Raw genomic sequence first — 23,828 nt, 5'->3', positions numbered from 1 at the left:
ACAAAGTTCATTTCGAATGTACTCCGCTATTTGTGGGCAGTAGGACCCCCATCCCAAAATTCAGCGAAAGCAAAGAAGTTAAATGGGGACACTGCTGCCCGTAAAAGCCCGATTGGTGAGGGCTGATAATCAGTGGGGGATGCTCCCCTGATTAAAATTTCACTTTATTGACTCAGTAGAATACAACTTAGATTGTGATGGGAATAAAGTAAACACACACAAGACGATAGTAATAAATAACATTATTAATGACCCTACAATAACTACAAGTTGTATAGAAATGAACTGAGTCGCAACACCAGATAGTATTGTAATAAAGATTGTTACTAACGCAATAACAAGTCCATATATGCTCCCGATCCGTCCCATTATATGAACGGGAACGTTATTTTGGTAAAATGTATAAAATCCTGTATTTGCATATGCCATAGAGAAAGATAAAATAAAGAATCCAATAGCAGCTATTAAAAATACATTTGAAAAAGCATAAATTAAATAACCAATTGCGATGAATAATGATCCTATTCCAATTAGAAATGAAGGTGCTAATTTCTTTGATAAAATTGTATTTGTTATGGCACCTAAAATAAATCCTGCACCAGCTATACTAACTAGAAAACCGTATTCACTATCTGTTAGTAGTAATACCTCTTTCGCAAACGATAGTTCAAGTGAATCAGTAGCAGTTGCTAATACGAACATACTTTGAAATAAGAAATACACACATACGACATACACATGTTTTCTACTAAAATTTATAACAGTGTTCCAATCTTTTTTTAATACTGTAAGTGATAATGTATTACTAGTTGTATCCGAATCTTCTTTCTTATCAAGATTCGGTAAAAGTAATGTAATGAATCCTGATAAGAGAAATGCTATAGCATTCATATATATAGCAAACTCTGGTGTACCTGCAATTAATAATCCCCCCGCTACTGCTGGTCCAATTAATGATGCACCAGATCCTATTAAAGTACGTAATGAGTTGAAACGTTGTCTTTGCTCTACTGGAATTAATTTCGTCATATACGTCATAGCAGTTGGCTCATAAATTGCACTGGCCATACTTATAAAGAATACGAATACATAAACAATCCAAAGTGACGGAAGTAAAGGTAAAATAGCGATAAATAACGCACGATATATATCGAGGTGAATCATTAATTTCCGTTTATTTAAACGATCAATCATACTCCCAGACCAAGCGTTTGTAAATAAAGTGGCTAATGGTTTTATTACATATAAAGTAGCAACAGCTAAGGCTGAGCCACCCATATTATAGACAAGTACATTCAGTGCTATTAAGTAAATCCGTGCCCCTAAATTCGCAATACCAACTCCGGACAATAGTAATAAAGGATATTTCCAATCTTTAAGTAAATTTTTCATTTTTGGCCCCCGCTTTCAAAATTGTTTTACAACAATAAAAAAATCCCACCCCCAAGACTTTTAATCTTAGGGACGAGATTTATCATCGCGGTGCCACCCTAGTTTGTTAATATGTCACCATACTAACCTTATCAGGTACTGCATTCTAATTCATGCTTATACCATAGCTCTATAACGGGAGCTCCCGTCACACCATCCCCTAATAATAGGTTCCGATGTGCTGCTCAGAGGCTTGGTTCAATAAAGAATTTTTACTCCTTTTCAGCTACATGGAGCTCTCTGTGAAAAATTCATTTTATTTACTCTTCTCTTCACTGCATTTATTTTTTCCATATTATCACATATAAATTTAACTGTAAATAAACAATAATCAGATATTTAACAACGTGTCACTGTTAGTTCTTTTATTTATTATTTTTTCTAAAAATTACGGTGCGTGAAATTACTCGCAACTCTAAAGAAAGAGCTATTTGCATATAACTCTTTCCAAATGCCTGGATTAATTCGTATTCGCCTCTGTTAACGGTTGTAACGGCGGTTCTAATTCTAGTTCTAGTGTATCTCCTTCTTGTAAATCTTGTCCTTTTTCAATACTTTGACTCGTTACATAACCCGTACCAGAAGTTTTCAAATCTAATTTCAAAAGTTTAGAGAAATGCATAACATCACGCATGGACCACCCTTTTACATTTGGCATTTGTGCGTTATTCCCTAATAAAAATATACGATCACCTTCACTCATTACCTCGCCAGACTGTGGATATTGTTTTATTATTTTTCCTTCTCCTAAAATTACCGGCTGTAGCTTCTCTTTTTCTACACTTTTCTCTATTGTATCCATCGATTGATTTACATAATTTTGTACTTTTAATTGAGATTGTTTCGCTGCATCAGCTATTTGTTTTTCTGTATACGGTTTCACCTTTAAATATTCAAGGCTGTTTTTTATAACAGGTTTAAATATTTCAGCAAGAGGCTGAGCTCCATACTCATCTCCTTTTAACTTTGGTTGCTTAATAGCTAAGTATACGATTAACTCCGGATCGTCAATTGGAGCCATTCCTAAAAAGGAGAAAATGTAATTCTCTTTCCCTTCCATATATCGGCCATTTTCAGGATTCGGGATTTGTGCTGTTCCTGTCTTACCTCCAATTGGATAACCATCCACTTTATACATTGTACCAGTTCCTTTTGAAGATGTTATAACACGCTCCATTAAGCTTCTAACCTTGTCCGCTGTTTCTTTTTTTATCGGATTCCCAATTTCTTTCGGTTGATTTTCCATAATAACTTCTTTGTTTGTTGGATTTACAACTTTATCAACGATATATGGTTGCATCATTTTCCCGTCATTTGCTATAGCAGTAGCCGCTTGGATTAATTGAATCGGAGTTACTGTAGAACCTTGACCGAAAGAAGTTGTAACCTGTTGAATTTGTGTATTTAATAATAAAGTATTTTTCCTTTCTCCAGGTAAATCTATCCCTGTTTTTTGATTGAATCCAAATTTATTCATATATTGCTTAAATTTATTTGGTTTCAGTAACTGATCTTCTAAAATAGAAAAAGCTACGTTTGATGACCTTTCAAATCCTTCATCAAATGTAATTGATCCCCATCCAAATCCACCATTATGGTCTTTTATATCAGATGAACCAACGGAATATTTTCCAGATTGAAAATATTCTTTTCCGTTATATACACCTTCATTAATGGCAGCTGCTAATGTAAAAACTTTCATTGTTGAACCTGGTTCATATGCATTTGCAATCGGGTCATTTAAAAAGTATTCGATATCACCTACATTAGGATTGTAACTAGGTTTACTAGACATCGCTAAAACCTTTCCTGTTTTTGGATCAGCAATAATGCCAATTAACATAGAAGGATCATAATGTTCTTGCGCTTTGTTCATCGCTTCTTCTAAAAAACTATTAATTTGTTTATCAAGCGTTAAATATACGTTATTCCCATTTTTAGCTGGTTCTACTTTACCTATATCATTTGTAAGCGGAATTCCCCTTCGTGTACCCACATATTCTATATTTCCGTTTGTAGAGTGCAAATATTTATCCAAACTCTTTTCAAGCCCAAACTTCCCTTCCGTATTCCCTTTATCATCTGGTCTAGCAAAACCAAGTATATAGGATGCAAAGTCTTCATTCGGATACACTCTTGCTTTTTCCGACATAAAAGATACACCTGGTATTTTTAAATCATTAATTTTTTCCTTCTTTTCCCTAGATAAGTTCCGACCAATTTTCCCAATTTCAACTTGCGTACGCCCTTCATGAAAGTTTTTTAATACTTCTTCTTTATCAATTTCAAGCGCATCGGCTAATTGTTGTGCGGTTTCATCTTTATTTTTCACTTTATCTTTTCCTTTTAAATTCACAACAACTCGATACGTTGTAGAATCTTGTACTAACACCTTTCCGGTTTGATCATAGATAGTGCCACGATTCGCTTCTAAAACACCTTTTTTATTATGTTGTTCATTCGCGAGATCCTTTACATTCACATTATGCACGACTCCTACTGCCTGAATATAGAATATACGCAAAATCATAATAAGAAACAAAACAATAAAAGCAATCATCATATATCGAGCGCCTTTATTCGTTTGGAGTTTTTGCATACTTATCTCCTCTCTTTTGGAATGGATTCGTACGAAGATCCGTTTTAAAATTTGTAGTTTTTGTTTACGATACTATATGTTTCGAAGTTTTCTTTTTAATTCCTTTAAAACAATGCAAAACTAACTGTTGTTATTTTGTGTTATTATTTTATATATTTAAAATACGGTGCGTGAAATTTCAGAATATTAATTAGTACAACTTGATTACAGAGCACTCTAAACTCTTTTCGTATTTCCTATAAAAAAATTCCCCTCTGGATGTCCAAAGGGGAACTTTTTATAGGAAAATTATGCGATATGTTTATATTTCGCTAAGAAAGGAATTCGTCTCGCTACTAATGCATACATTTTGAATACAAGTTTCGCTATTGGTTCAAACATACGTGTACTTTGCATTACTAAAGCACTCGTAATAAGTGTTAAGAATGCTGCACCAAGTATATCTAAAGGATAATGAACACCTACGTACATACGTGATATACCGACTAGTACTGCCCATAATAGCGCGATATATTTCAGTTTTTCTCCTCTAAGAATAAATACGAAGGCGATTGAAAATACAAGTACAGAATGATCACTAACGAATGATGAATCTGCTGCATGTGGTACTAATTGATGTACATCATGTGATACGAACGGACGCGGATGGTAATATACCGCGTGTATAAGAACATTTACTAATAATGCAATAATAACCGAAAGCGTCGTATATAAAACTGTATATTGTTTTCTAATTGCCTTTTCTTTCTTTCCATTATTAAACCATAAGATAAACATAAATAGAACGGCTACGTATGCAGCGCTATTTGTAATAGCAATCATTAACGTATCTAATAGTTTGGATGAATCAGCAAAATTATTAAACCACTGAAATACTGTGTAATTCATTAAACTCTCTCCTTACATACAAGTGTTCTTGATTTACACAGTATACAATACCATTATGAAAATAGGCTTAAACTTTTTTCATCTAATTCTCATTTTACTATTACTCATGTGACAATTATTAAACAAATTTTATACGCTATTTATGTATAAAGCCGGTAAGCCTTTATAATAAGGCGGTTCGTATTTTTTTCATGTTTGAAATACATAACATATTCATTTAAATATACTAATTGCAAAATCATATTTTTTAATTCATTTGAAGTACAATATTTCCGAATTGTTCCCCATGTTCCATACGGCTTAGTGCTCGAATTGCTTCTTCTAACGAGTAAACCTTATCAATAATTGGTTTAATTTGATATTTTTCAATAAACTTTATCATCTCATTAAATTCCTCACGGCTACCCATGGATGTTCCCATAATATCAATTTGATTATAAAATAATGCGCGTAATGGTAATTCAATTTTATCTCCTGAGCTTGCACCAAAATTCACGATTCTTCCATTTGGTTTTAATACATCAAAATATTTCAAGAAAGTTGCCGGGCCTATACTATCTATTATTAAATCTACTTTTTCACCTTGTAAGCTCTCTTCCCAATTTCCGGTACTATTAAAAGAAATATCTGCACCATATTTTTCAGCAAGTTCCCTTTTATTCTCTACCCTTGAAGTAACACTCACTTTTGCGCCGATTGCTTTCGCGAATAACATGGCAAATGTAGCAACACCACCGCCTATTCCCGGAATTAAAACGTGTTCACCGCACTTCAATCTCCCTTTTGTAAAAAGCGCTCTATATGCAGTTAATGCAGATAAAGATAAAACACCTGATTCTTCCCAAGTAAGATATGACGGCTTTTCTACTACATTTTCAGCTGGTACAATTACATATTCAGCAAACGTTCCATCTTTCGGCCCACCTAGTACTTCCGGTAACTCCGGTACTTCAGTAGCATGTTCCCATCCAATACTAGGATTAATAATAACTTCTGTATGTAGTGTAATATTTGAAACTCCTTCTCCTATTTCTGTAACAATTCCTGAGCCATCTGAACCTATTACTAATGGTAGATCCATTTCTTTTCTATTGTTTATAATAAATAAATCCCTATGATTCAACCCTGCAGCTTTTAACTTTATTTTCACTTCACCTGCATTAGGACTTATCTCAGGTGAAAATTTATATTCTAACCCCTCTAATCCTTTTTCATATTGATGTACAATAGCTTTCATTGCTTAATTCCCCCTTAATATTTCCAATGTACTAGAAATATCAAAATAAATAAAATAGTTTGCCTCCAATAATTAGAAATTATATATTTTGTTATGAAAAAAATCCTCTCCCTATAAAAAGTATAGGAAGAGGTTTCAAAACTAGTTAGATAAGAATCTATAAATTTATTGAATTCTAGCCAATTCTAATATTTTTCGAATAAACGGCGCTTTTGCCTTTGTATATGAAACACGATCAAAAGCATATGTAATAGCAAGCCTCTCTTTTAATTCTCTATATTCTTTACGTGCCCATTCATGGCTTATTAGAAAGTCACGAAATAAAATATTGTTTCTCCACTCATCACTATTATAAATATAAATATGCAAATGATGAGTACCCGCTCTCCATTTTCCCTTTCTAAAAAAACGCCAATTCGTTGCATCTTTTGGAACATACTCATATCCAATTTCCGATAGAACTTCAATCCACTTTTCAGCTATTTGCAATCCTGTTACGCCAATCATCATATCAATAAGAGGTTTAGCTCCTAATCCTTCTACTGCTGTGCTCCCTATATGTTCAACAGCAATTATTTCTTGTCCTAACAAGGAACAAAATTTCTCTTTTTCTTTTATATACTCTTCACCCCAGTCTTTTTGATATGCTTTAATAACAATTTGTTGATCCATTGTATTCACCTCTTTATAAGTATTTATCATTATATTTATAAAATTTTATATTATTAGCATAGGATTTCCATAAAATATGTCGAATAGTGGAATGTACAACTTAATTATATTAAATGTGAGGTAATCTATGAAAGATAATTCAGTCGAAATTCAGTTAAATAACGTAACATTCCAATTAAAAGAATATCATAATTTTGATTGGCTTATTAAATTAGGGACCGTATTTGCAGTTTTTGACCAGCAAGATTCAGGGAATATAAGTTTTGGTGTAGAAAAAGATGGGCATAAGAAATTTATCAAATACGCAGGAGCACAAACAATTACATATGAAGGAACAACGGGTGATGCTATTAAAAGGCTAAAAAATTCAGTTACTATCTATGAAGATTTAAAGCATGAATCGCTCATAAGACTAATTGATCATTTTCCAGTTCAATCTGGATATGTATTAATTTTCGATTGGTTTGATGGTGAATGTCTTCATTCGCATTGGAGTTTCCCACCTCCTGAAAAATATAAAAATCCAAACTCTCCATTTTATAAATTTAGACATTTATCTGCTATAGAACGAATTCATTCCTTACATTCCATTTTTTCTTTCCATACTTATGTAGAAAAGAAAAACTATGTAGCAATAGATTTTTATGACGGTAGTATTTTATATAATTTTAATACAAACGAGACAAAAATTTGTGATATAGATTTATACAGTAAGAAACCTTACATAAATAGAATGGGCCGGCTATGGGGTTCCTCCCGTTTTATGTCACCAGAGGAATTTGAACTAAACGCAACAATTGATGAAAGAACAAATGTATTTAATATGGGAGCAATGGCTTTCTCACTTTTAGGCGGCGAAAAAGATCGTTCTTTTATAAAATGGGAAGCAAGTAAGGAATTATATGAGGTAGCGTATCGTGCTGTAAATAAAGGTCGCGCAGAACGGTATGCATCAGTTACAGAATTCTACGAAGCGTGGTTAAAAGAAGCTAAAGCAGTAAAGATATAACCCTAAATTATTAAAAGAAATATAGAGTTTATACTATTGTCATGTATATTAAAAATAGTTTTATGAGTGTTTCGTACTAGTGTGTTCTAATTGATTATGGCTATTATTGAGGAAGACATATCAGCGATAATTTATGTCTATTTTGTATAAGTGTTAGCAAGTTCGTTTGCAAACTTGTTAGCACTTTTTTGTTTAAATAATTCACACATTCTTTCTTTACATACTGATTATACTTCCAATTGTGTACTAATGTGTGAGTTTAACTCCCCATATTTTAAACAAAATGGATGGTACAGGGTGATGACAATATAAATATTTCTTTTTCCTTCTATTGCAATTTTTGAAAAGGCCTATTCTCTCACATCAGGCTCTTTTATTTATAAAAAAAGATTATTTTATGTAGATTACTATAAGCATCCATAAAGCCAAAGCACCAATAATAGCGAGTACTATACGTGTAGATAGTATCCTTACTTCAAAGTCTGTTTTCTTGGAGAGTTCAGGATATGCAATTATGTAAATTCCCTTTAATAATGCAAGCCATGCAATAACCGTTAGGAATCCCTGCCAGTTGAATCCCCATACATTATGTAGAATTACAGTACCTAATCCTAGGAAAATCGATAGAAAACCATATATAATACCAAACCCTCTGTTTTCAACCACTAATCTTTTCAAGTCACGTAGCACCGATGGACGGACGAAAAGTATTCCCGATACGATAACCGTCATCCATCCCCAGAACAGCCCTAAAAAAGAACTAGTTTCCATTATTATTTCACTCCTCTCAATTATATTTATATTTCAGATATTCCTTCCTTTAGAACAATTTCAGCACTTTTATGTGTAGGTTAAAGTCTGCTCTTTTTTAATACAAACATTCCGTATTCAATGTCCGTACTTAATCACACCATTTCTCTAACTTTTATAAACGACGTACTCCTTTACGATCAATGTTCATTCTCCCTTTTGATTAAAATAGCGCTTTTATTAAAAGTTTCTATCTTTACATCATTCCCTATCTGCTTCTACTGTGCCAAAGCTTGTACTATTTGCATACGCTATTAATAAGTAAGAAGATAGGAGGTGTAAATAGAATGTCTTGCATTATCACAGGGTTAACTCAGCCACTTTGTTTAACTCTTATTTATAATATTTCTAACGGTAAACTTGTATCCTCCTCCGTTGAGTGCGGATCATGTTCACTATCAACAGAATTTGATTATGATAGTAAGAATCTAGTTATTAGAGTGCCATTTACTGGTGAAGGTACACTTGTATTTAATAATAATTCCGAAGCAAGTTGCGTCACAACGAATATAACTCAACCTTAATCAAATCTATTTATTCTTAGGGAAAAGTAGAATTATACTTCTATCCCACCCTTCTCCCTCCTTTAATAATGTAAAACTCGCATTGATAATTCAAATAACGATTTTGTTTCAAAATTGCACCATCATAAAAAACATACATAAAATATGATGTGAACCTTTTTTTCAATATACATCTTAGTCATAGGGCGCTTTAAAAAGCGCTCTTTAGTTTTGAAATAAAGAATTTGTTCGCTTTTTTGTTACATTTATGAAACATTCATATGTTATCTTCAGTACGTTCTTTTCTCTTTATAATGCCGTGTGAGATATGCTCAGATTTGAAGCCCTAGCCCCCCTAAATCTAGGACTTCTCTATTCAAATAACGTTTTTATTTATATTTAATCCCCCCCTTTATCCAAATAGATTCAAAATTATCTATTTAGCATATATAATACTTTTAAACAATTTAAATTCTATACATAAGTAATGGAGGCTTTAAAATGGGGAGTGTCCCAAATTTAACACCACAACAATCAATCTCAAAAAAACAAATGAACCCTAATAAGAATCAACAAACGAATAAAAAGCTAAGACGTCGTCTGTTATTAACACTTGCTTTTATGCTACCTATGGTTATTTCCATTCAAATCTGCATTTACAAACAAGAAGATATGATTCAAGAAAAACAAATTACAATTAATAAAGAAAAGAAAAAATTGTCTGAATTAGAACTAATAGGACGTTATTTTGAAAACGATGTTGAAACTTTAACAGAGAGCGAAGAAGGTATTTTAAAGTTCGCAAGGAAACTATATGGATTCTCCAGACCTAATGAAACTATATTTCAAATAGCTGAATAACTTTTCAATACATAAGCGATTGTCATGAATTAAGGAGTGAGTTAATGATCATCGCTTTTTATCAAAATTCTATCAAATAACTATTTTATTAAAACATTTCACCTTTTAACTGGACAAGCATATATTATTGTATGGAGTCATCCACTCATAGAAATCTACCTTTCTTGTCCAAGAGCACGCTTATATGCGTGCTCTTTTTGAATGTATATAAAGACTTCACATACATTAGAAATATACATACAATACTCTTGATCATCTCATTATTTTCATTGAGTATCATTTTCACTACACTCCTTGGTCATCAAGCGCCTTTCTTCCAAGATACTCTTTAATTTTAAAATAACGCTTTTATAAAATTTCATTGCTAAATTCCTCACTTGTCCATTTCACCTTGTTTAACATCTACATTTACTATTCTAATTTCTTACCTAAACCTAAGAACGAGTACAACTATTCTTCATAAAGCTCAGTATCTTGAGTTGCACGAAATTCCGACACAGGTACATATACATTGTTAAATTAATTGACTAACGTACTTGCGGTATAAATGTTTGCATTATGTTCTAATAATTTCAGGTTATATTCATTATGATTGAATCCAATGCGGTTCCCTAATGAAGCTATAAAATGGAATCCATCTACATATTCCATTAAAATGACTTCTTTTTCACTAGGACCTTTATTACTCCAATGCTTAAAGCAACTTGTTTCATTTGCAAGCTCTCCAATTTCAAGTTGTAAAGCAAGGATTAAATTGTAAAATGATTTTTCCTCTTCCTATTTAGCAAATCCCTAATCCTATCGGACGATTTTTAATTAAATCCTGGTCGGCTTAATCTATTACAAGGAGAGAAACCTCTGCTTGGTTACTTTTGGATTAGTTTATGTCTTAATGTTAAAAGCACATGCTCCAAGATGGTTAGCTAGTGTTTTAGAAACCACATGTACTATTGCAGCTATTTATCAAACGCTTTTAATTTTTTTCCATGAACACAGTAAAAAAGAGGCCCTATGGTATTATCCCCTATAGGTAGACAGTAAAAAAAGAGTCCATCACTCATGTTACACAGTACGAAAATTATGAGTAACTGTATAGGGATACCACCAGCATTTTGCAAAATAACCTACGCTATGCGGAAAAATAAAATAACCTGCCCATATGGACAGCTTATTTACATAATTATCGATTATTGGTAGTTAATACATCTAGAAGTCTACAAAAATATCCTCCAGTTAAGTACTCTGGAGGATATTTATATTTACATAATTATTCTTAAAAGAAGCCACACAAAATGAAACCTCTTTAGCTCCCAAAAGGTTTACTCTTATCTATTGATAACTGTACATCGTCTTGCTCCTCTACAGATTAAACGCTCGGCTTCTCTTAATGAAATTGGAACAAGTACAGCTTCATCAACATCGTCTTCTACATCAAAAACCGCAAATGCTTCCCCACCCACGATTAAAACACAAATGAATTCTACTTCTAAATCATCATGAGACCTAGGAATACAATTAGAAATAGTACAACGTTGAATACCCCCTGCTAACAATGTTCTAGCTTCTTGCTCAGATATTCGAATAAAAACAAATTCCTCTATGGCTACATTTCCAACTTCCACTTCAATTTCTACTAGAAGAAAGAATCTGTTTCTAATTCTCACTATACAATTTGCCCCAATTGAAATAATATCTTCATTCATTCTTTTCACCTCCTTTAATACTATATAATTCATAAAGAGGTGAAATGGTGTGGACAAGCAAACAAAAAAGTTGTTTTTTGAAATGTGAGACATCAGTTAACAACTATCATCAAAAAAACAGAAAAAACAACCTACACGACAGGTAGTTTTCTCTGTTTTTAGCCTGTATACAATATTCAAACCCAATTAACATAACGTCTCATTACCGGTAGCAATGAAAAGAGGAAACCGTATGCTTTGACATCCCTATTTCGTTATAAACCATATGATCACATACGTCCTCTTCTTCTAAATAACGTTTCTAAATAATATCTCTTTGAATGCTTCCTGCACGTCCGTTCCCTAATCGATTTAGAAACTGATCAATACGACATTCTTTCAAGCCACTCTTCTCGTTTGCTCTGTTGAATATTTGCTATAGCAACATCTTCTAATGGTTTTCCAACTGCATGTGTAGGACCGTGCTCACGTATTTCATAAGAAGGAGTGACTTTCATTTCCTTACGCATCATCCCAAGTTTCCTATGTATACGTATGCTTTCCAACACACCTTCTAATTCTTCTTGTGTCGCTGTTCTATCAATTTTTGGTAAGAAAGATAATTGTTTAGTCATGTAAGACCACTCCTTTTTATGTTTTAATTACTTTTGTCTTAATGCTCCACGTCTTAGTTCATAACAAGGTCTATGCATCCCCATTAAATCCTCAATTTCACAAGTGCTAAATTTCTCTTTTCGTTTTTTCTTCTTTCCTTACTTAGATTTCTTTTTCCATTCACGTAATTGATCCTTTAACGCCTTCATTTCTCCATCTCCCTTTTCAAAATAAAAAGACCACCTATTCCTAAAACAGCCTTACTTGCTGCTTTAATGAATTAGTTTCCTTTAATTTTCTAGCCTGACTGTATTTATTTTGGGATAATTGACTGTATGAAAAGATTCATCCATGCTTTATCTAATCTTTCTTTCTCATATTTTTGTATAGCCTTTGTGCGACGAGAAATTGCTTTTTTTAATTTCTTCTTCTTTAAATTATTCAATCCTCTCACTCCTTCTTACGAAACACTTTTACTCTCCATTTTTGGGTGTTTTCATTAATTTAATACCTTATTACATTCAAAAAACTGATTGAATGTGAATGGTACCTATTTAACTTCAAAAGGATTATTTTGTTCAGTTGTCTCCATTACATACAATAAACGTGCTTCATGATATAATATTTTCTTTTACATAAATCAACTATTTTTTGTAAAAGAAAATATTATGAAAAAATCGATTATCGCTATCATGTATTGTTCTCTTTTAACAACATTTTCTTATTTATCTATTAAAACTGTACTTTTATCCGCTACTATCTCTACTTCATTCCCTAATCTTCATTTCTTTGTTGGCATGTTCGGATTAACCTTTGGCAATTGACTATTCGTATTTGGAATACGAAAATATATTTTGTTTGCCACGGAAGATGAAAAAGAACGCCTAAAACTTAAAACCAGGTTTTCTATCATTTCAGTTTTATCTTGCTACGCTGCAACTCTGTTATTTTTTATTTAATTCAGTCTACAGTTTGTACATATACTATTTCTGCCCCCCCTGAATAAAACCCACTATTCCATTAATAATGTAAATACAGTTTCTGATTTCCCTTAATACCCGAGGGCTTAGCAACTAGTTTTTATTAGCTACTCTTTTATTTAGTTACTGCTTCTATTTCTTAAAGAAATTCTTTAACTATATTTCCCTAATAAGGACAAATTCTTTAATCCGTCTCGAATAAAATAAATAATTTGGCATATAATATCTATGCATCTAGATTTTTTACCTCTGTATGGAGCAGTTAGGCTGGGCTAACTGCTCTTTTATTGAATAAATTTCTAAAAAGTGTTAACAATATAACTACACCAAGGTTGAGTACGAATGACCATTTCGTTATTCTTATTCACTAGGGCAGTTAGCTCTTGCAGCTGCCTTTTTTTAGTTTACCCGAATAAAGTTTCAAATTATGTCCCATACTATAAATGAGCTGATACAGCTTGAATTCGCAGTGACCTCTGTAATGTTCTTTCCCTTTCTCTGAGGGATGAGCAGTTAGCGCTTGTTAACTGCTCTTTTGTATTGAGCAAATAATAAAATTTTGTTCTTATTTCTTTTTCAAGCCACATACTTCATACCTACTCGTTACGCTCATAAGAGTTACCTCCTATCTGAAAGTGCACTGATGCATGGTGCTCTTTTTTAATTTCCTTATTTCTACAAAATGAAATTATTATTAAGTTGCACCCACATAACATGTTGAGTTTTGTGCATACTATAACTGTAACTTAAAGTTACATATCCAAACTTGTAGGGCCTAATTTCTTTTGTACAACAAGTAGTTAGCTAATTAGAGCTGGCTGCTTTGTTGTGCAAAAGAAGATTTTTATTTCTCAACAACCATTATTGGAATTAAAATCCCAATAATGGTAATATGAAAGTAACTTTCAGTCATAATTTTTAACATGTCAAATGTTATTCCCTTTTAAAAGGTCCTGTGTCAATCAGGGCCTTTTAAACTTGCTCCCTATTAAAATAGCTTTTTTATTTAAATTCACCTTTTTTTGAATTTGAATTTACTAATACTTTTGTATTAAAATCCACTAGGATATTTATTTGAAATTTATTTTTGGAGGCTTTGTGAATAATCAAAACAACAATGAAACAAACAAAATCAATAGACTATTGGCAAATTCCCTATTGTTATCACCACTATTAATACCTATCTTGGTCTCTTCAGTTATTATTATTGGAATGAAACAATTAATGCCTAATGAAAAATCCAATACATAATGTCATTATTGACATTATGTATTGGATTTTTCATAGTTGGGATCACCTTCTCTTTCGTATTACGCGTATTCAAACTATCTGAAGAAAAGCTAAAAGAATTAGGTTTCTTAGGGTTTACAATTTCAATTGTTAGTACCTTCCTGACAATGTATGTCGGATATTTTTGGCTAGTAAAACTTAATTTCACAGCAGTGCAATTAACACCACATGCCGTGTTAATCTTTGCGATTTTATCTACAATTCTTTTAGAGACATTATTTAAACTGATTGATAAATTTGATACAACTTATGCTAATGAAACACTTGAATAGATATTAAAAAGATTATCTCAGAGCACATATAAACATGTGCTCTTTTTTTCTTGTTATGAAATACAGATTTTTGTATAAAACCACACCTATCTAAGAAACATACATACAATATGATATGAACCCTTTTTTCAAAAAAAGATTTGGTTATAAAGCACCTTCCTCCCAAAGCGCTCTTTTTATTTGTAAATAAACATTTTGCTCAAATATACTCAAAACATATGTATTTACTAGGATAAGCATTATACTAGAGCAAGAATTATTTTATCCATGTTTATAAGGAGGGGTTTTTATTAAGACAACTTTAATTTCCCATTTCTACAATGAAGAGTATCTACTCCCATGGTGGCTAATGCACCATACAAAACTATTTGATCACGGTATTCTTATTAATCGAGGATCTACTGATCGCTCAGTAGAAATATGTAAATTATTTGCGCCTCATTGGGAAATCCGAGATTCAAAAGTATTAGAGTTTGATGCTATATTAGTTGATAAAGAGATAATGGAAATAGAAAAAGAAATTAAGGGGTGGAAAATGGTTTTAAATACCACTGAATTTCTTTGCTGTTTTGATAAGGAAGCCTTTTTCTCATCTCTTGTCACTTTAAGGAAAAACATGTATGCTATTAGGACTATTCTGATGGTAGATGACCCTACTCATGGTTATTCCAATCCGAGATACGGAATTCCCCTTGTCAAACAGCGTTATCATGGGAGAATACTCCACCCTACTCCACCTGCCCCTTACTACGGAGGTAGACTAATCCACAATTATTCGCATGGTAACTATATAGCCGGAAGGCATTGGTCAAATCATTCCTTTATCGTTTACATGTGCCCTGCTTTCGTTTTAAAATTCTTTTACAGTCCATGGAACATAGCTATGAAAAATCGAAAATTACAAATTGGTCCAACCCTTTCTAAACATAGCATACAGAAGGGATTAGGTACGCATCACCTAGTTACACTAGCTGAATTAGAAACAAAATATAAATTCTTTGCAAGTACAACTGTTGACCTTCGATTAATCTCAGAATATCAAGTTTTATTCCCAGATTTATGTTTCCCTAACCATTAATACATCTAAAAAGAACATTTTGGAACTCCCTATGCAACCCTTGCTTTTGAGTGAGAACCAACTCTTATTAAAATAGTGTTTTTGTTCAAATTAACGACCATAAAATTAGGCAAATTTACCAGTATTTTTACCGGGAAAATTCATGATATGGTTAATTAGTCGAGTACATCATTACTTGGCACTTACCCTTAGAAGCCCCGTCGACAATCGGGGGTTCTTTTATCAATATATATTTGTCAAAATAGTTTGTTGAGTGTTAAAATATCATAGATTCTCCTTAGGGAGTTTTCATGTAATTAAACAAGAGTTTACAAGTTCTCGAATCTTAGTCCCTTGGAGCGCCCTTCAAGGGGCTGAACTAATTAAAATAACGATTTTGTTCACTTTTTTGATACATTTATGAAACATTCATGTGTTATCTTCAGTACATTCTATTCTTTTTATAAAATCGTGTGAGATATACCAACACAAGACGCCTTAGGGCCCTAACTCTAGGGCTTCTTCATTTAAATAAAGAGTTTGTTTGAACCCATTCACCAATTTCATACTTTTACATACTTTAATACTACCTTTCTGTATTATATGAGTTCGTCACTTTCGTTATAATGAGGTATAAAGAGTGCTCTTGATTAGCGCTCTTTTTTATTTGTTGTTAAATGAGGATTTTGTTTAAATTTCTTTAACCTTATTAATTCATTTGCATACAGTATTATCACAAGAAATTCAATAAGTGCTCCGGTCTAGTTACCTTGAATTTCTTGCAAACCTTGTGGAAAGAATCCGTTTATAACAAACGGGTTCTTTTATCTATTCACCTTTTAACTGGACAAGCATATGTTATTGTATGGAGGCATCCACTCATAGAAATCTACCTTTCTTATCCAAGAGCACATATATTGTGCTCTTTTTTATGCCCAAATAACTATCTTATTATGTTTCCTAACTTACAGTAATGTCCTTAAAAAACATTCATATATATTTATCAGATGCACTTTTAAATCCCAGAGTATCAAATACTTTTAAGAGTTGACTGACCAATAATATTCGACTTATCTTTAAAAACTAATTAAAAATAACTTAGATACAAAAAAGGTACATTTTATATAGGATAAAAAATTAACTTACGTAAAGGAGCTTGATTATTTGTGAATTATCAAAATGATAACAACTCTAACATTCACAAACCTTGTTCTTGTCCATCTCCCACGGCTAACAGTTTAAATGTTGTTCAAACTACCCCAACAATAGTTTCTGTAAATTCTGCAATTCCACTAGATACCGTGGTAAATTCTAATGGAACGGCAATCTTATTCACACCACCAACAACTGTTTTACTTGAAGGTGGAAGAACCTATTTGGTAATCTATGAAGTGCAAGTTATTATTCAACCAGGAGGTAATTCGGCAGGTATCACTATGTATCTGAATAATAATCCAATCATTGGCTCAGGTACTTCTCTAGGATATACTGCAGGATTTACTTCTGTATCAGCACCCGCCATTTTCACTACACCTCCAGGTTTACCAAGTACACTTACTGTTAATGTAGGCCCATATTCTAGTCCATTAAATACATTAGGCTTAACTCTTGCTGTTGTAGCATTAACATAATAAAATGTAAAACTCTCTAAAATGATTTTATTTGTCCCTTAACTGTCTATTGTGCTAGCCTCTAAGAACTCCACATAACTACATAGAGAAAAAGAACATTATTTGGTTCGATAGTCATAGGTGACTCGGCTAGCACAATAGCTGAGTCACCTATTTATCTATAACAAAATAAAGCTTTTGTTTAATTTATTACTTGTTCTTTTTAATGCATTTTTCTATTACAATTCATTTTCATGTTATAATTACCAACAGTACATATTTTAATAGGCACAACAAATCTCATAAATATAGGAGGACCTTAATGATCCTAACTCAAGAAAAGAACATAAAATTAATTATGCATTTTCTTACATCATTATCTTTTTTTATTCTTATTTTCTTTAGTGTCACAATTTTTTATATACCTTTGGTTTTCTATTTTGTATGTAAATCACAAAACATTCGAAAAAATATCCTTGAAGCTGTTTTTTACCAACTATTCATTTGGATAATTACAGTAATTTGGAATCTTTTTATAATAAGAATCTTAATGCTATTTTGGTCTAATTTAGACTTGGCTTCAAATAACGCTTTGTTTATTTTCGGGGTAGCTCCTTTATATCTAATACTGTTTCTCTTGTTAATTTTTGGACCTATAAAAGGAATTTTATATGTGCTACAAGAAAAAGACTTTCATTATCCTATTATTTCTAAATGGATTAACAAATAAAAATATGTGTAGAAGAATTCAGAGTTTTACTGAATTCTTTTTTTATGGCTCTTTCAAAATCTTTTACATCTTCCTTCATTCCTTCTTTTTAATAAAATCCAATTTCATACCAATTAATTGACTAACATTGAATTTTTTGGGATTTCATGATAATATTTAACTATAATATCATTACCCTCATACAAGGAGTTATGAGCCTTTCCACTCATGGCTCTTTTTTATTACGATTTTCACTTCACATCTACAAGATTTTGACTAGCTTCTCAACTAAATCCGTCTGGGCATCTTGTTGCTAATTTAGGTATGTTCTTTTTGGAAATATACCCCAAGGTATATCCCGTTTCGTGAGACATGATTAAAATGTAGTACAGGATGTCCCCTCCTAGCTCTAAAGCGATTTTATGCGTATTTCCTACTTCTCCTGGACACTGAGCTCGATCAAATCTATGACCATGAAAAATAGCTTTTTTACAACATCAGCTACCTAACCAGCTCCAGCTTTTCCCGTAAGCCCTAATGCTGCATTTAAAACACGTCGACCAAAATCGTTATTTGTATTCCATGTACGTAATGCGGCTTCTTGATATTGATCTAATTCACTAATCTGATTGATATTCATTACAGCTGGTCCTCCTTTTGATTTATTGATTAATTTTGTTACTCCAAACACACCGTTTTCTATTGCTTTCATTTTGATGTCTCCTTCTTATTTAACAAATCCCTAATCTATCGGACGATTTCCAATTAAATACTTATCAGCCTATTCTATTACGAGGAGCGCAACCTTCGTTTGATACGTCCTTAACGCTTATTCCATATTTAGCAAGCTCATACATTGACTCCACATTTCACGAAAACGAATTACATCTCTTTCATCTCAAATAAAGTTAGCTTCTTCTAAATCAATGTAAACCCTTACTGGAATTACTACACGACCTAGCTCGTCCACTTTTCTTGCAACACCTGTTTTTTCATACCTTACTCCCCTTTAGTATTTTTATATTTATTTAGAATCTCATCCAAACGTTTCTTATTATGAATGGGTTCTGCTTATCAAGATTAGGATTTAATTAATTGTAATAAATCGGGTGGGGGGTTATACAGAAATGCTTTCAGGGAAAAGGTTTATAAGGAAATAAAAAATGCAGCAGTGAAAAAAATTAAAACTCATAATTTAAGACATACACACGCAACTATACTATTGAAACAAGGAGTTAATCCTAAAATTATCAGTGAGAGATTAGGTTATACAGACATTTCATTAACTCTTAAGATTTATTCTCATGTTTTACCGAGCATGCAGGAAGAAGGCGTAAAAAATTTTGGTGAAAATATCTTTGGATAGCTAACGTTTGCAGAATGTTTGCATTTTATATCAAAAAGCCAAACAAATCTTGTATTAACAAGGTTTATTCACTTTAACATATGTTATCATGTATAATACATATGTTAAGTAAATTCAGAATAACGAGGCAAATATTATGGACTTTGTTTATATTAATCAAAACGTGTTAAATAATCTTCTATACATTTTATGTAGTATATTTGTTTTTTATTTCATATATGATAGCCGGCACTATTTAAAGAAATATAAAATACTACTGATTACCCTTTGTTCTAGTATTCCGCTTATTTTATGTATGCGATACCCTATCTATATGGATGAAAGTTGTATTCATGATTTAAGACAAATTCCGGTCATAATAGCTACGCTTTATGGTGGATTCCCTGTCGGTATCATATTATTTACAATTTTATTAATTACAAGATTTATATTTTATGGATTTAATATGCTAACAGTCGTTGTTTACGGAATAATGTTCATCGTTACAGCACTCGCATCTTCAAAATTTAATACATATAATAGAAAACTTAAAGTAGCTTTTTCCATGTTTTTAACCTTTTTCCTAGCAATATTTACAACTTTAATTGTATTAACTTTATCAGATTTTGAAGTGAATAATTTGTATATTATTTATTTCATGGTATTACCGACTACTTTAATGTTATTTATTGTTTATATAAATGAAGTTATAAAGGATGCTGTATTAATGCGCTCAAAATTAATTAAAATGGAAAAAATGGAGATTGTTAGCCAACTCGCTGCAAGTATATCGCACGAAGTAAGGAATCCCTTAACGGTTGTAAAAGGATTTACACAGCTTTTAAAAACACCAAATTTAACTCCTGAATCAAGAGACGAATATATTAAACATATACTTGAAGAGTTAAATCGTGCCCAAGAAATTATCGATGATTACTTAACGTTTGCCAAACCTGCTCCAGAAAAATTAGATCAAATTTCAGTAAAACAAGAGTTAAATCGAGTTATTAATATGATATTGCCATTGTGTAATATGAATACGATACATATTACACAGGATTTTTCTGAGGCAACCATTGTTGGTAATAAACAGCACTTTCAACAATGTTTTTTAAACTTAATAAAAAACAGTATTGAAGCAATGCCTAATGGTGGTACCTTAAATATTTCCTCATCTATCAATAATAGTAAAGTTGAAATACGAATTGAAGATAGCGGAGTTGGAATGTCACAGGAGCAAATACATCGATTCGGTGAACCGTATTTTAGTACAAAAACAAAAGGAACCGGTTTAGGTACAATGGTTGCTGTTAAGATTATTGAGACGATGCATGGAAGTTTAAAGATCCGGAGTATCGTTAGTAAAGGAACGACTTTAACGATTACGTTCCCGAAATATAGTGAGAATACGCATTTAAACAAATAAAAAAGGAGCATAGTTGCTCCTTTTTTATTTGTTTCGATACATAAGTATCTTCAATGTTTTTTTAGTTTACATTTGTGAAGACTAATTAAAAATTAGTATCCTCCGCCCCAGCAGCTGCATCCTACAATTATTAATAGAATGAATAACACAACTAGTAAAGCGAAACCTCCACCAAAACCACAAGAACCACCGTAACTCATATTTTCTCCTCCTTTTGGTTTGAAAACTAATAGGTAGTTGATCATTTTAAACTGGTTCGTATTATACATTATGTATATATCCCTTTTTTGAGCATGTCTACATAAAAATAAGTAAAAGCACTCGTTTAAAGAGTGCTTTAAAATGGATACCAAAAGTTTTGAAATACGTTTAATTTTAAATATACCGCAACAATAAATATGAAAATACCGGCAAATAAAGCGATGAAATCTTCACGTTTCGCCTTACTTGTATAAAACCATGTACGTTTATCCTTCTTTCCAAATCCTCTTAAATCCATTGCATTTGAAACCGTATCTATTCTTTCTAGAGAATGAATGATTAGTGGCCAGAAAATTAAAACACGGTTCTTCATACGAACCCATAAACTTGCTTCTCCTTTTTCAAAAGCCACTCCTCTCGCTTCTTGCGCGTGTTTAATAATTTTATACTCAGACTGGATGTCAGGAATATAACGTAGTGCAATATTTATTGCATATGTAATCTTATAATGAATACCAAGTTTACTTAAGCTACTTACAAATTCGCTTGGATCTGTCGTGTAAATAAAAAGAAGTGTAAATGGTAATAACGTAAAATACTTTAATGAAAGTGTAGCTGCATAAAATAATGTTTCATATGTAATCGTTGCATATCCAACATGTAAAAACGCGGTATATGATTCAGTTAATTCAGATCCATGAGTTGGTGTAATAAATAAAATCATGACAGAGTTTAATAAACTAAATGTAAATATGACACTAAAAACAATTAAAATTTTACGAAATGGAATTTTAGCAATGCTGAGTCCGATACACCCAATAATAAATAATATTAGCAACACCCGAAAATCAAAAAACAAAAAAGTAAGCGTCATACAAAAAATAAATAAAAACAATTTCACTACCCCATCCATACGATGAAAATATGTACTATGCACCTTCCTCCCTCCTATTACTGTCTAAATAAAGCTCCATAAATTTTTCTGGACATGCAATCCCACTAAATTTAATAAACTTGGTTAAAGAACTCTCTCTTAAGTTGGCTCTTTGTAACGTTTCTTGATTGCCTAATACATCAAACACTGTATTATCCGCAATAATTTTCCCTTCATGTAGAACTACTGCACGGTCTGTATATTCTAGCGCGAGATTCATATCGTGAGTGATAACAACAAATGAAATTCCCTTTTTAGCTAGGTTTTTAATAAACGACATAAATTGTTTATAATGATAATAATCTTGTCCTGCTGTCGGTTCATCTAATATGATAAGCTTAGGATTTGTTGTTAATACAGATGCGATTGTTAGTCTCTTTTTTTGCCCATAGCTTAGTGCTTGAATTGGCCAATTACGAAATGGATATAAGCCACAAATTTTTAAAATCCCTTCTACTTTATTCTTAATTTCTTCCTTAGAAAAATTATGTAATGTTAATGTAAATGAAACTTCTTCAAAAACAGTAGGCTGTGTAATCATATGATTTGGATTTTGCATCACGTAAGATATGATTTCCCCACGTTTACGAATAGACCAAGAACTAATATCTTCACCTTTTAACGCAATTTTCCCATTTTTCATTTTGTTTATACCTATAAGACTATGAGCTAATGTTGATTTCCCTGCTCCATTATGTCCTAACAGTGCCACAATTTCTCCTTCATATATTAAAAGGTTTACATTTTCTAATACTTTTTGTTTATTAGGGTATGAAAATGATAAATTCTCCACTTTAAGTAATTCCTTGTTTTTAGCATTCCTTTCTAATATGACTTGTTTCTCCATCCACTCTTTTATAACGTTGCTTACCTTTTCTTTTTGAAGGTTTTCCATTGGATATATTACGTCATTATTACGATCAAAATGTAATCTCTTTAATGCTTCGATGTAAATAGGCTCTCTTAAGCCAATACGTGGTAATATATTTGACGCTAAGATTTCTTTTGGTGTTCCCATCGCAATGACTTTACCTTCATCAATTAATATAACTTTGTCTAAATCCAGTTTTAAAATTTCTTCTATCCTATGTTCGATAATAACAATCGTTTTATTATACTGCTCATGTATATCTTTCATAAGTTCTATCGTATGTATGGCGCTTAGTGGATCTAAGTTCGCTAATGGTTCATCGAACAATAATATATCCGCATTTGTTGTTAATAAACCAGCAAGAGAAACTGTTTGCTTTTGACCTCCTGATAATTCATGTGGACTTTGTTTATGAAACGTATGCATCTTCACCTTTCTTAATGAGTCCGAAACAATCTTTTTCATGTTATCTTGCTTTACACATTCATTTTCTAAATAAAAAGCTACATCTTCTTCTACTGTCAGACCAATAAATTGAGCATCTTGATCTTGTAAAATTGTTCCTACCTGTTTACTTTGTTCAAAAATACTTCCTTCCCTTGGGTCTTTACCGGCAATTAAAACGTTACCTGTGCTATTCCCTTCGTAAGAAAATGGGATTAGCCCATTTATACAATGAGCTAATGTCGACTTTCCTGAACCACTTCGTCCAGCAATTAGCACTTTTTCCCCAGGGTATATATGAAAGGTAATATCACTTAAAGTAGGCTGCGCAGCATGCCCATATTGAAAGGTGAATTGTTCAAACGAAATAATTGGTTGCATG

The 23,828-nt window shown here is 32.1% G+C and carries 18 protein-coding genes, 6 pseudogenes and 1 other annotated feature; of the genes and pseudogenes, 9 read left to right on the top strand and 15 right to left on the bottom strand.

Annotated elements, in window-relative coordinates; all coding sequences use genetic code 11:
- Window positions 1-159: 159 nt before the first annotated feature.
- The 5 genes from C3Y97_RS12855 to C3Y97_RS12835 all read right to left on the bottom strand — a co-directional run bounded on the left by C3Y97_RS12855 (window position 160) and on the right by C3Y97_RS12835 (window position 6,827).
- A complete protein-coding gene (locus tag C3Y97_RS12855; protein WP_136363433.1) occupies window positions 160-1,392 on the bottom strand; it encodes an MFS transporter in 1,233 nt (410 codons plus the stop codon).
- A gap of 65 nt (window positions 1,393-1,457) precedes the next feature.
- Window positions 1,458-1,716: a binding site (T-box leader), on the bottom strand.
- Between the two features lie 175 nt (window positions 1,717-1,891).
- Window positions 1,892-4,030 carry a penicillin-binding protein gene (locus tag C3Y97_RS12850; RefSeq protein WP_001170943.1) on the bottom strand — a complete coding sequence of 713 codons (2,139 nt, stop codon included), beginning with the start codon at window positions 4,028-4,030 and terminating at the stop codon, window positions 1,892-1,894.
- A gap of 288 nt (window positions 4,031-4,318) precedes the next feature.
- A complete protein-coding gene (locus tag C3Y97_RS12845; RefSeq protein ID WP_121868625.1) occupies window positions 4,319-4,918 on the bottom strand; it encodes an undecaprenyl-diphosphatase in 600 nt (199 codons plus the stop codon).
- A gap of 247 nt (window positions 4,919-5,165) precedes the next feature.
- Window positions 5,166-6,155, bottom strand: coding sequence for a zinc-binding dehydrogenase (locus tag C3Y97_RS12840; protein ID WP_000644512.1), 990 nt, complete (start codon window positions 6,153-6,155; stop codon window positions 5,166-5,168).
- A 165-nt stretch (window positions 6,156-6,320) separates the two neighbouring features.
- Window positions 6,321-6,827: a GrpB family protein gene (locus C3Y97_RS12835; protein ID WP_136363431.1), complete on the bottom strand. Its 507-nt coding sequence runs from the start codon at window positions 6,825-6,827 to the stop codon at window positions 6,321-6,323.
- Window positions 6,828-6,954: 127 nt separating this feature from the next.
- Between C3Y97_RS12835 and C3Y97_RS12830 the strand changes: the two genes are divergently transcribed.
- Window positions 6,955-7,836: a protein kinase domain-containing protein gene (locus C3Y97_RS12830; RefSeq protein WP_136363430.1), complete on the top strand. Its 882-nt coding sequence runs from the start codon at window positions 6,955-6,957 to the stop codon at window positions 7,834-7,836.
- Between the two features lie 390 nt (window positions 7,837-8,226).
- On the opposite strand, the gene C3Y97_RS12825 is transcribed toward C3Y97_RS12830, so the two are convergent.
- Window positions 8,227-8,607: a hypothetical protein gene (locus C3Y97_RS12825; RefSeq protein ID WP_121868622.1), complete on the bottom strand. Its 381-nt coding sequence runs from the start codon at window positions 8,605-8,607 to the stop codon at window positions 8,227-8,229.
- Between the two features lie 326 nt (window positions 8,608-8,933).
- On the opposite strand from C3Y97_RS12825, the gene C3Y97_RS12820 reads away from it, so the two are divergent.
- Both C3Y97_RS12820 and C3Y97_RS12815 read left to right on the top strand, forming a co-directional pair.
- Complete coding sequence (locus tag C3Y97_RS12820; RefSeq protein WP_113305000.1) at window positions 8,934-9,170, top strand: hypothetical protein; 237 nt, start codon at window positions 8,934-8,936, stop codon at window positions 9,168-9,170.
- Window positions 9,171-9,650: 480 nt separating this feature from the next.
- Window positions 9,651-10,010: an FtsB family cell division protein gene (locus C3Y97_RS12815; RefSeq protein ID WP_088344389.1), complete on the top strand. Its 360-nt coding sequence runs from the start codon at window positions 9,651-9,653 to the stop codon at window positions 10,008-10,010.
- A 453-nt stretch (window positions 10,011-10,463) separates the two neighbouring features.
- On the opposite strand, the pseudogene C3Y97_RS12810 reads toward C3Y97_RS12815, so the two are convergent.
- The 4 genes and pseudogenes from C3Y97_RS12810 to C3Y97_RS12795 form a co-directional block, all read right to left on the bottom strand.
- Window positions 10,464-10,787 (bottom strand): annotated as a pseudogene (locus C3Y97_RS12810) (dUTP diphosphatase); the annotation flags it as partial.
- A 548-nt stretch (window positions 10,788-11,335) separates the two neighbouring features.
- Window positions 11,336-11,713, bottom strand: a complete 378-nt coding sequence (locus C3Y97_RS12805; protein WP_001001284.1) for a hypothetical protein — start codon at window positions 11,711-11,713, stop codon at window positions 11,336-11,338.
- 229 nt (window positions 11,714-11,942) lie between these two features.
- Window positions 11,943-12,327 (bottom strand): annotated as a pseudogene (locus tag C3Y97_RS12800) (ArpU family phage packaging/lysis transcriptional regulator); the annotation flags it as partial.
- Window positions 12,328-12,620: 293 nt separating this feature from the next.
- Window positions 12,621-12,752 (bottom strand): DUF3983 domain-containing protein, encoded by a 132-nt coding sequence (locus tag C3Y97_RS12795; protein ID WP_121868621.1) that lies wholly within the window; start codon window positions 12,750-12,752, stop codon window positions 12,621-12,623.
- 1,633 nt (window positions 12,753-14,385) lie between these two features.
- Here C3Y97_RS12795 and C3Y97_RS12785 point away from each other — a divergent pair.
- The 4 genes and pseudogenes from C3Y97_RS12785 (at window position 14,386) to C3Y97_RS12770 (ending at window position 18,246) form a co-directional block, all read left to right on the top strand.
- Window positions 14,386-14,849 (top strand): annotated as a pseudogene (locus C3Y97_RS12785) (epimerase).
- 349 nt (window positions 14,850-15,198) lie between these two features.
- Window positions 15,199-15,927, top strand: a complete 729-nt coding sequence (locus C3Y97_RS12780; RefSeq protein WP_240691057.1) for a glycosyltransferase family 2 protein — start codon at window positions 15,199-15,201, stop codon at window positions 15,925-15,927.
- A 1,145-nt stretch (window positions 15,928-17,072) separates the two neighbouring features.
- Window positions 17,073-17,537 carry a hypothetical protein gene (locus C3Y97_RS12775; RefSeq protein WP_017673491.1) on the top strand — a complete coding sequence of 155 codons (465 nt, stop codon included), beginning with the start codon at window positions 17,073-17,075 and terminating at the stop codon, window positions 17,535-17,537.
- A 301-nt stretch (window positions 17,538-17,838) separates the two neighbouring features.
- Window positions 17,839-18,246 (top strand): magnetosome magnetite crystal formation protein family, encoded by a 408-nt coding sequence (locus tag C3Y97_RS12770; protein ID WP_061457278.1) that lies wholly within the window; start codon window positions 17,839-17,841, stop codon window positions 18,244-18,246.
- 263 nt (window positions 18,247-18,509) lie between these two features.
- Here the strand turns inward: C3Y97_RS12770 and C3Y97_RS12765 are convergent.
- Window positions 18,510-18,937: pseudogene (locus tag C3Y97_RS12765) on the bottom strand (nucleoside triphosphate pyrophosphohydrolase family protein).
- 69 nt (window positions 18,938-19,006) lie between these two features.
- A pseudogene (locus tag C3Y97_RS28110) lies at window positions 19,007-19,195 on the bottom strand (hypothetical protein).
- A gap of 114 nt (window positions 19,196-19,309) precedes the next feature.
- Here C3Y97_RS28110 and C3Y97_RS12755 point away from each other — a divergent pair.
- Window positions 19,310-19,591: pseudogene (locus C3Y97_RS12755) on the top strand (tyrosine-type recombinase/integrase); the annotation flags it as partial.
- A 136-nt stretch (window positions 19,592-19,727) separates the two neighbouring features.
- Complete coding sequence (locus C3Y97_RS12750; protein ID WP_121868618.1) at window positions 19,728-20,996, top strand: sensor histidine kinase; 1,269 nt, start codon at window positions 19,728-19,730, stop codon at window positions 20,994-20,996.
- Between the two features lie 92 nt (window positions 20,997-21,088).
- Here the strand turns inward: C3Y97_RS12750 and C3Y97_RS12745 are convergent, their stop codons facing one another.
- The 3 genes from C3Y97_RS12745 to C3Y97_RS12735 form a co-directional block, all read right to left on the bottom strand.
- Window positions 21,089-21,196, bottom strand: coding sequence for a YjcZ family sporulation protein (locus C3Y97_RS12745; RefSeq protein ID WP_000120182.1), 108 nt, complete (start codon window positions 21,194-21,196; stop codon window positions 21,089-21,091).
- A gap of 137 nt (window positions 21,197-21,333) precedes the next feature.
- The gene (locus tag C3Y97_RS12740; RefSeq protein ID WP_000556372.1) at window positions 21,334-22,134 is read right to left on the bottom strand and encodes an energy-coupling factor transporter transmembrane component T family protein; all 801 of its coding nucleotides are present in this window, start codon (window positions 22,132-22,134) and stop codon (window positions 21,334-21,336) included.
- Window positions 22,127-23,827, bottom strand: a complete 1,701-nt coding sequence (locus C3Y97_RS12735; RefSeq protein ID WP_136363429.1) for an ABC transporter ATP-binding protein — start codon at window positions 23,825-23,827, stop codon at window positions 22,127-22,129. The genes C3Y97_RS12740 and C3Y97_RS12735 overlap by 8 nt, the downstream gene beginning before the upstream one ends.
- Window position 23,828 lies beyond the last annotated feature (1 nt).

It is taken from the genome of Bacillus sp. DU-106 (assembly GCF_004799705.1).
In the GTDB taxonomy this organism is placed as follows: domain Bacteria; phylum Bacillota; class Bacilli; order Bacillales; family Bacillaceae_G; genus Bacillus_A; species Bacillus_A cereus.
The sequence above is the reverse complement of the archived record's forward strand: the minus strand, read 5'-3'. Positions and strand labels throughout refer to the sequence as shown.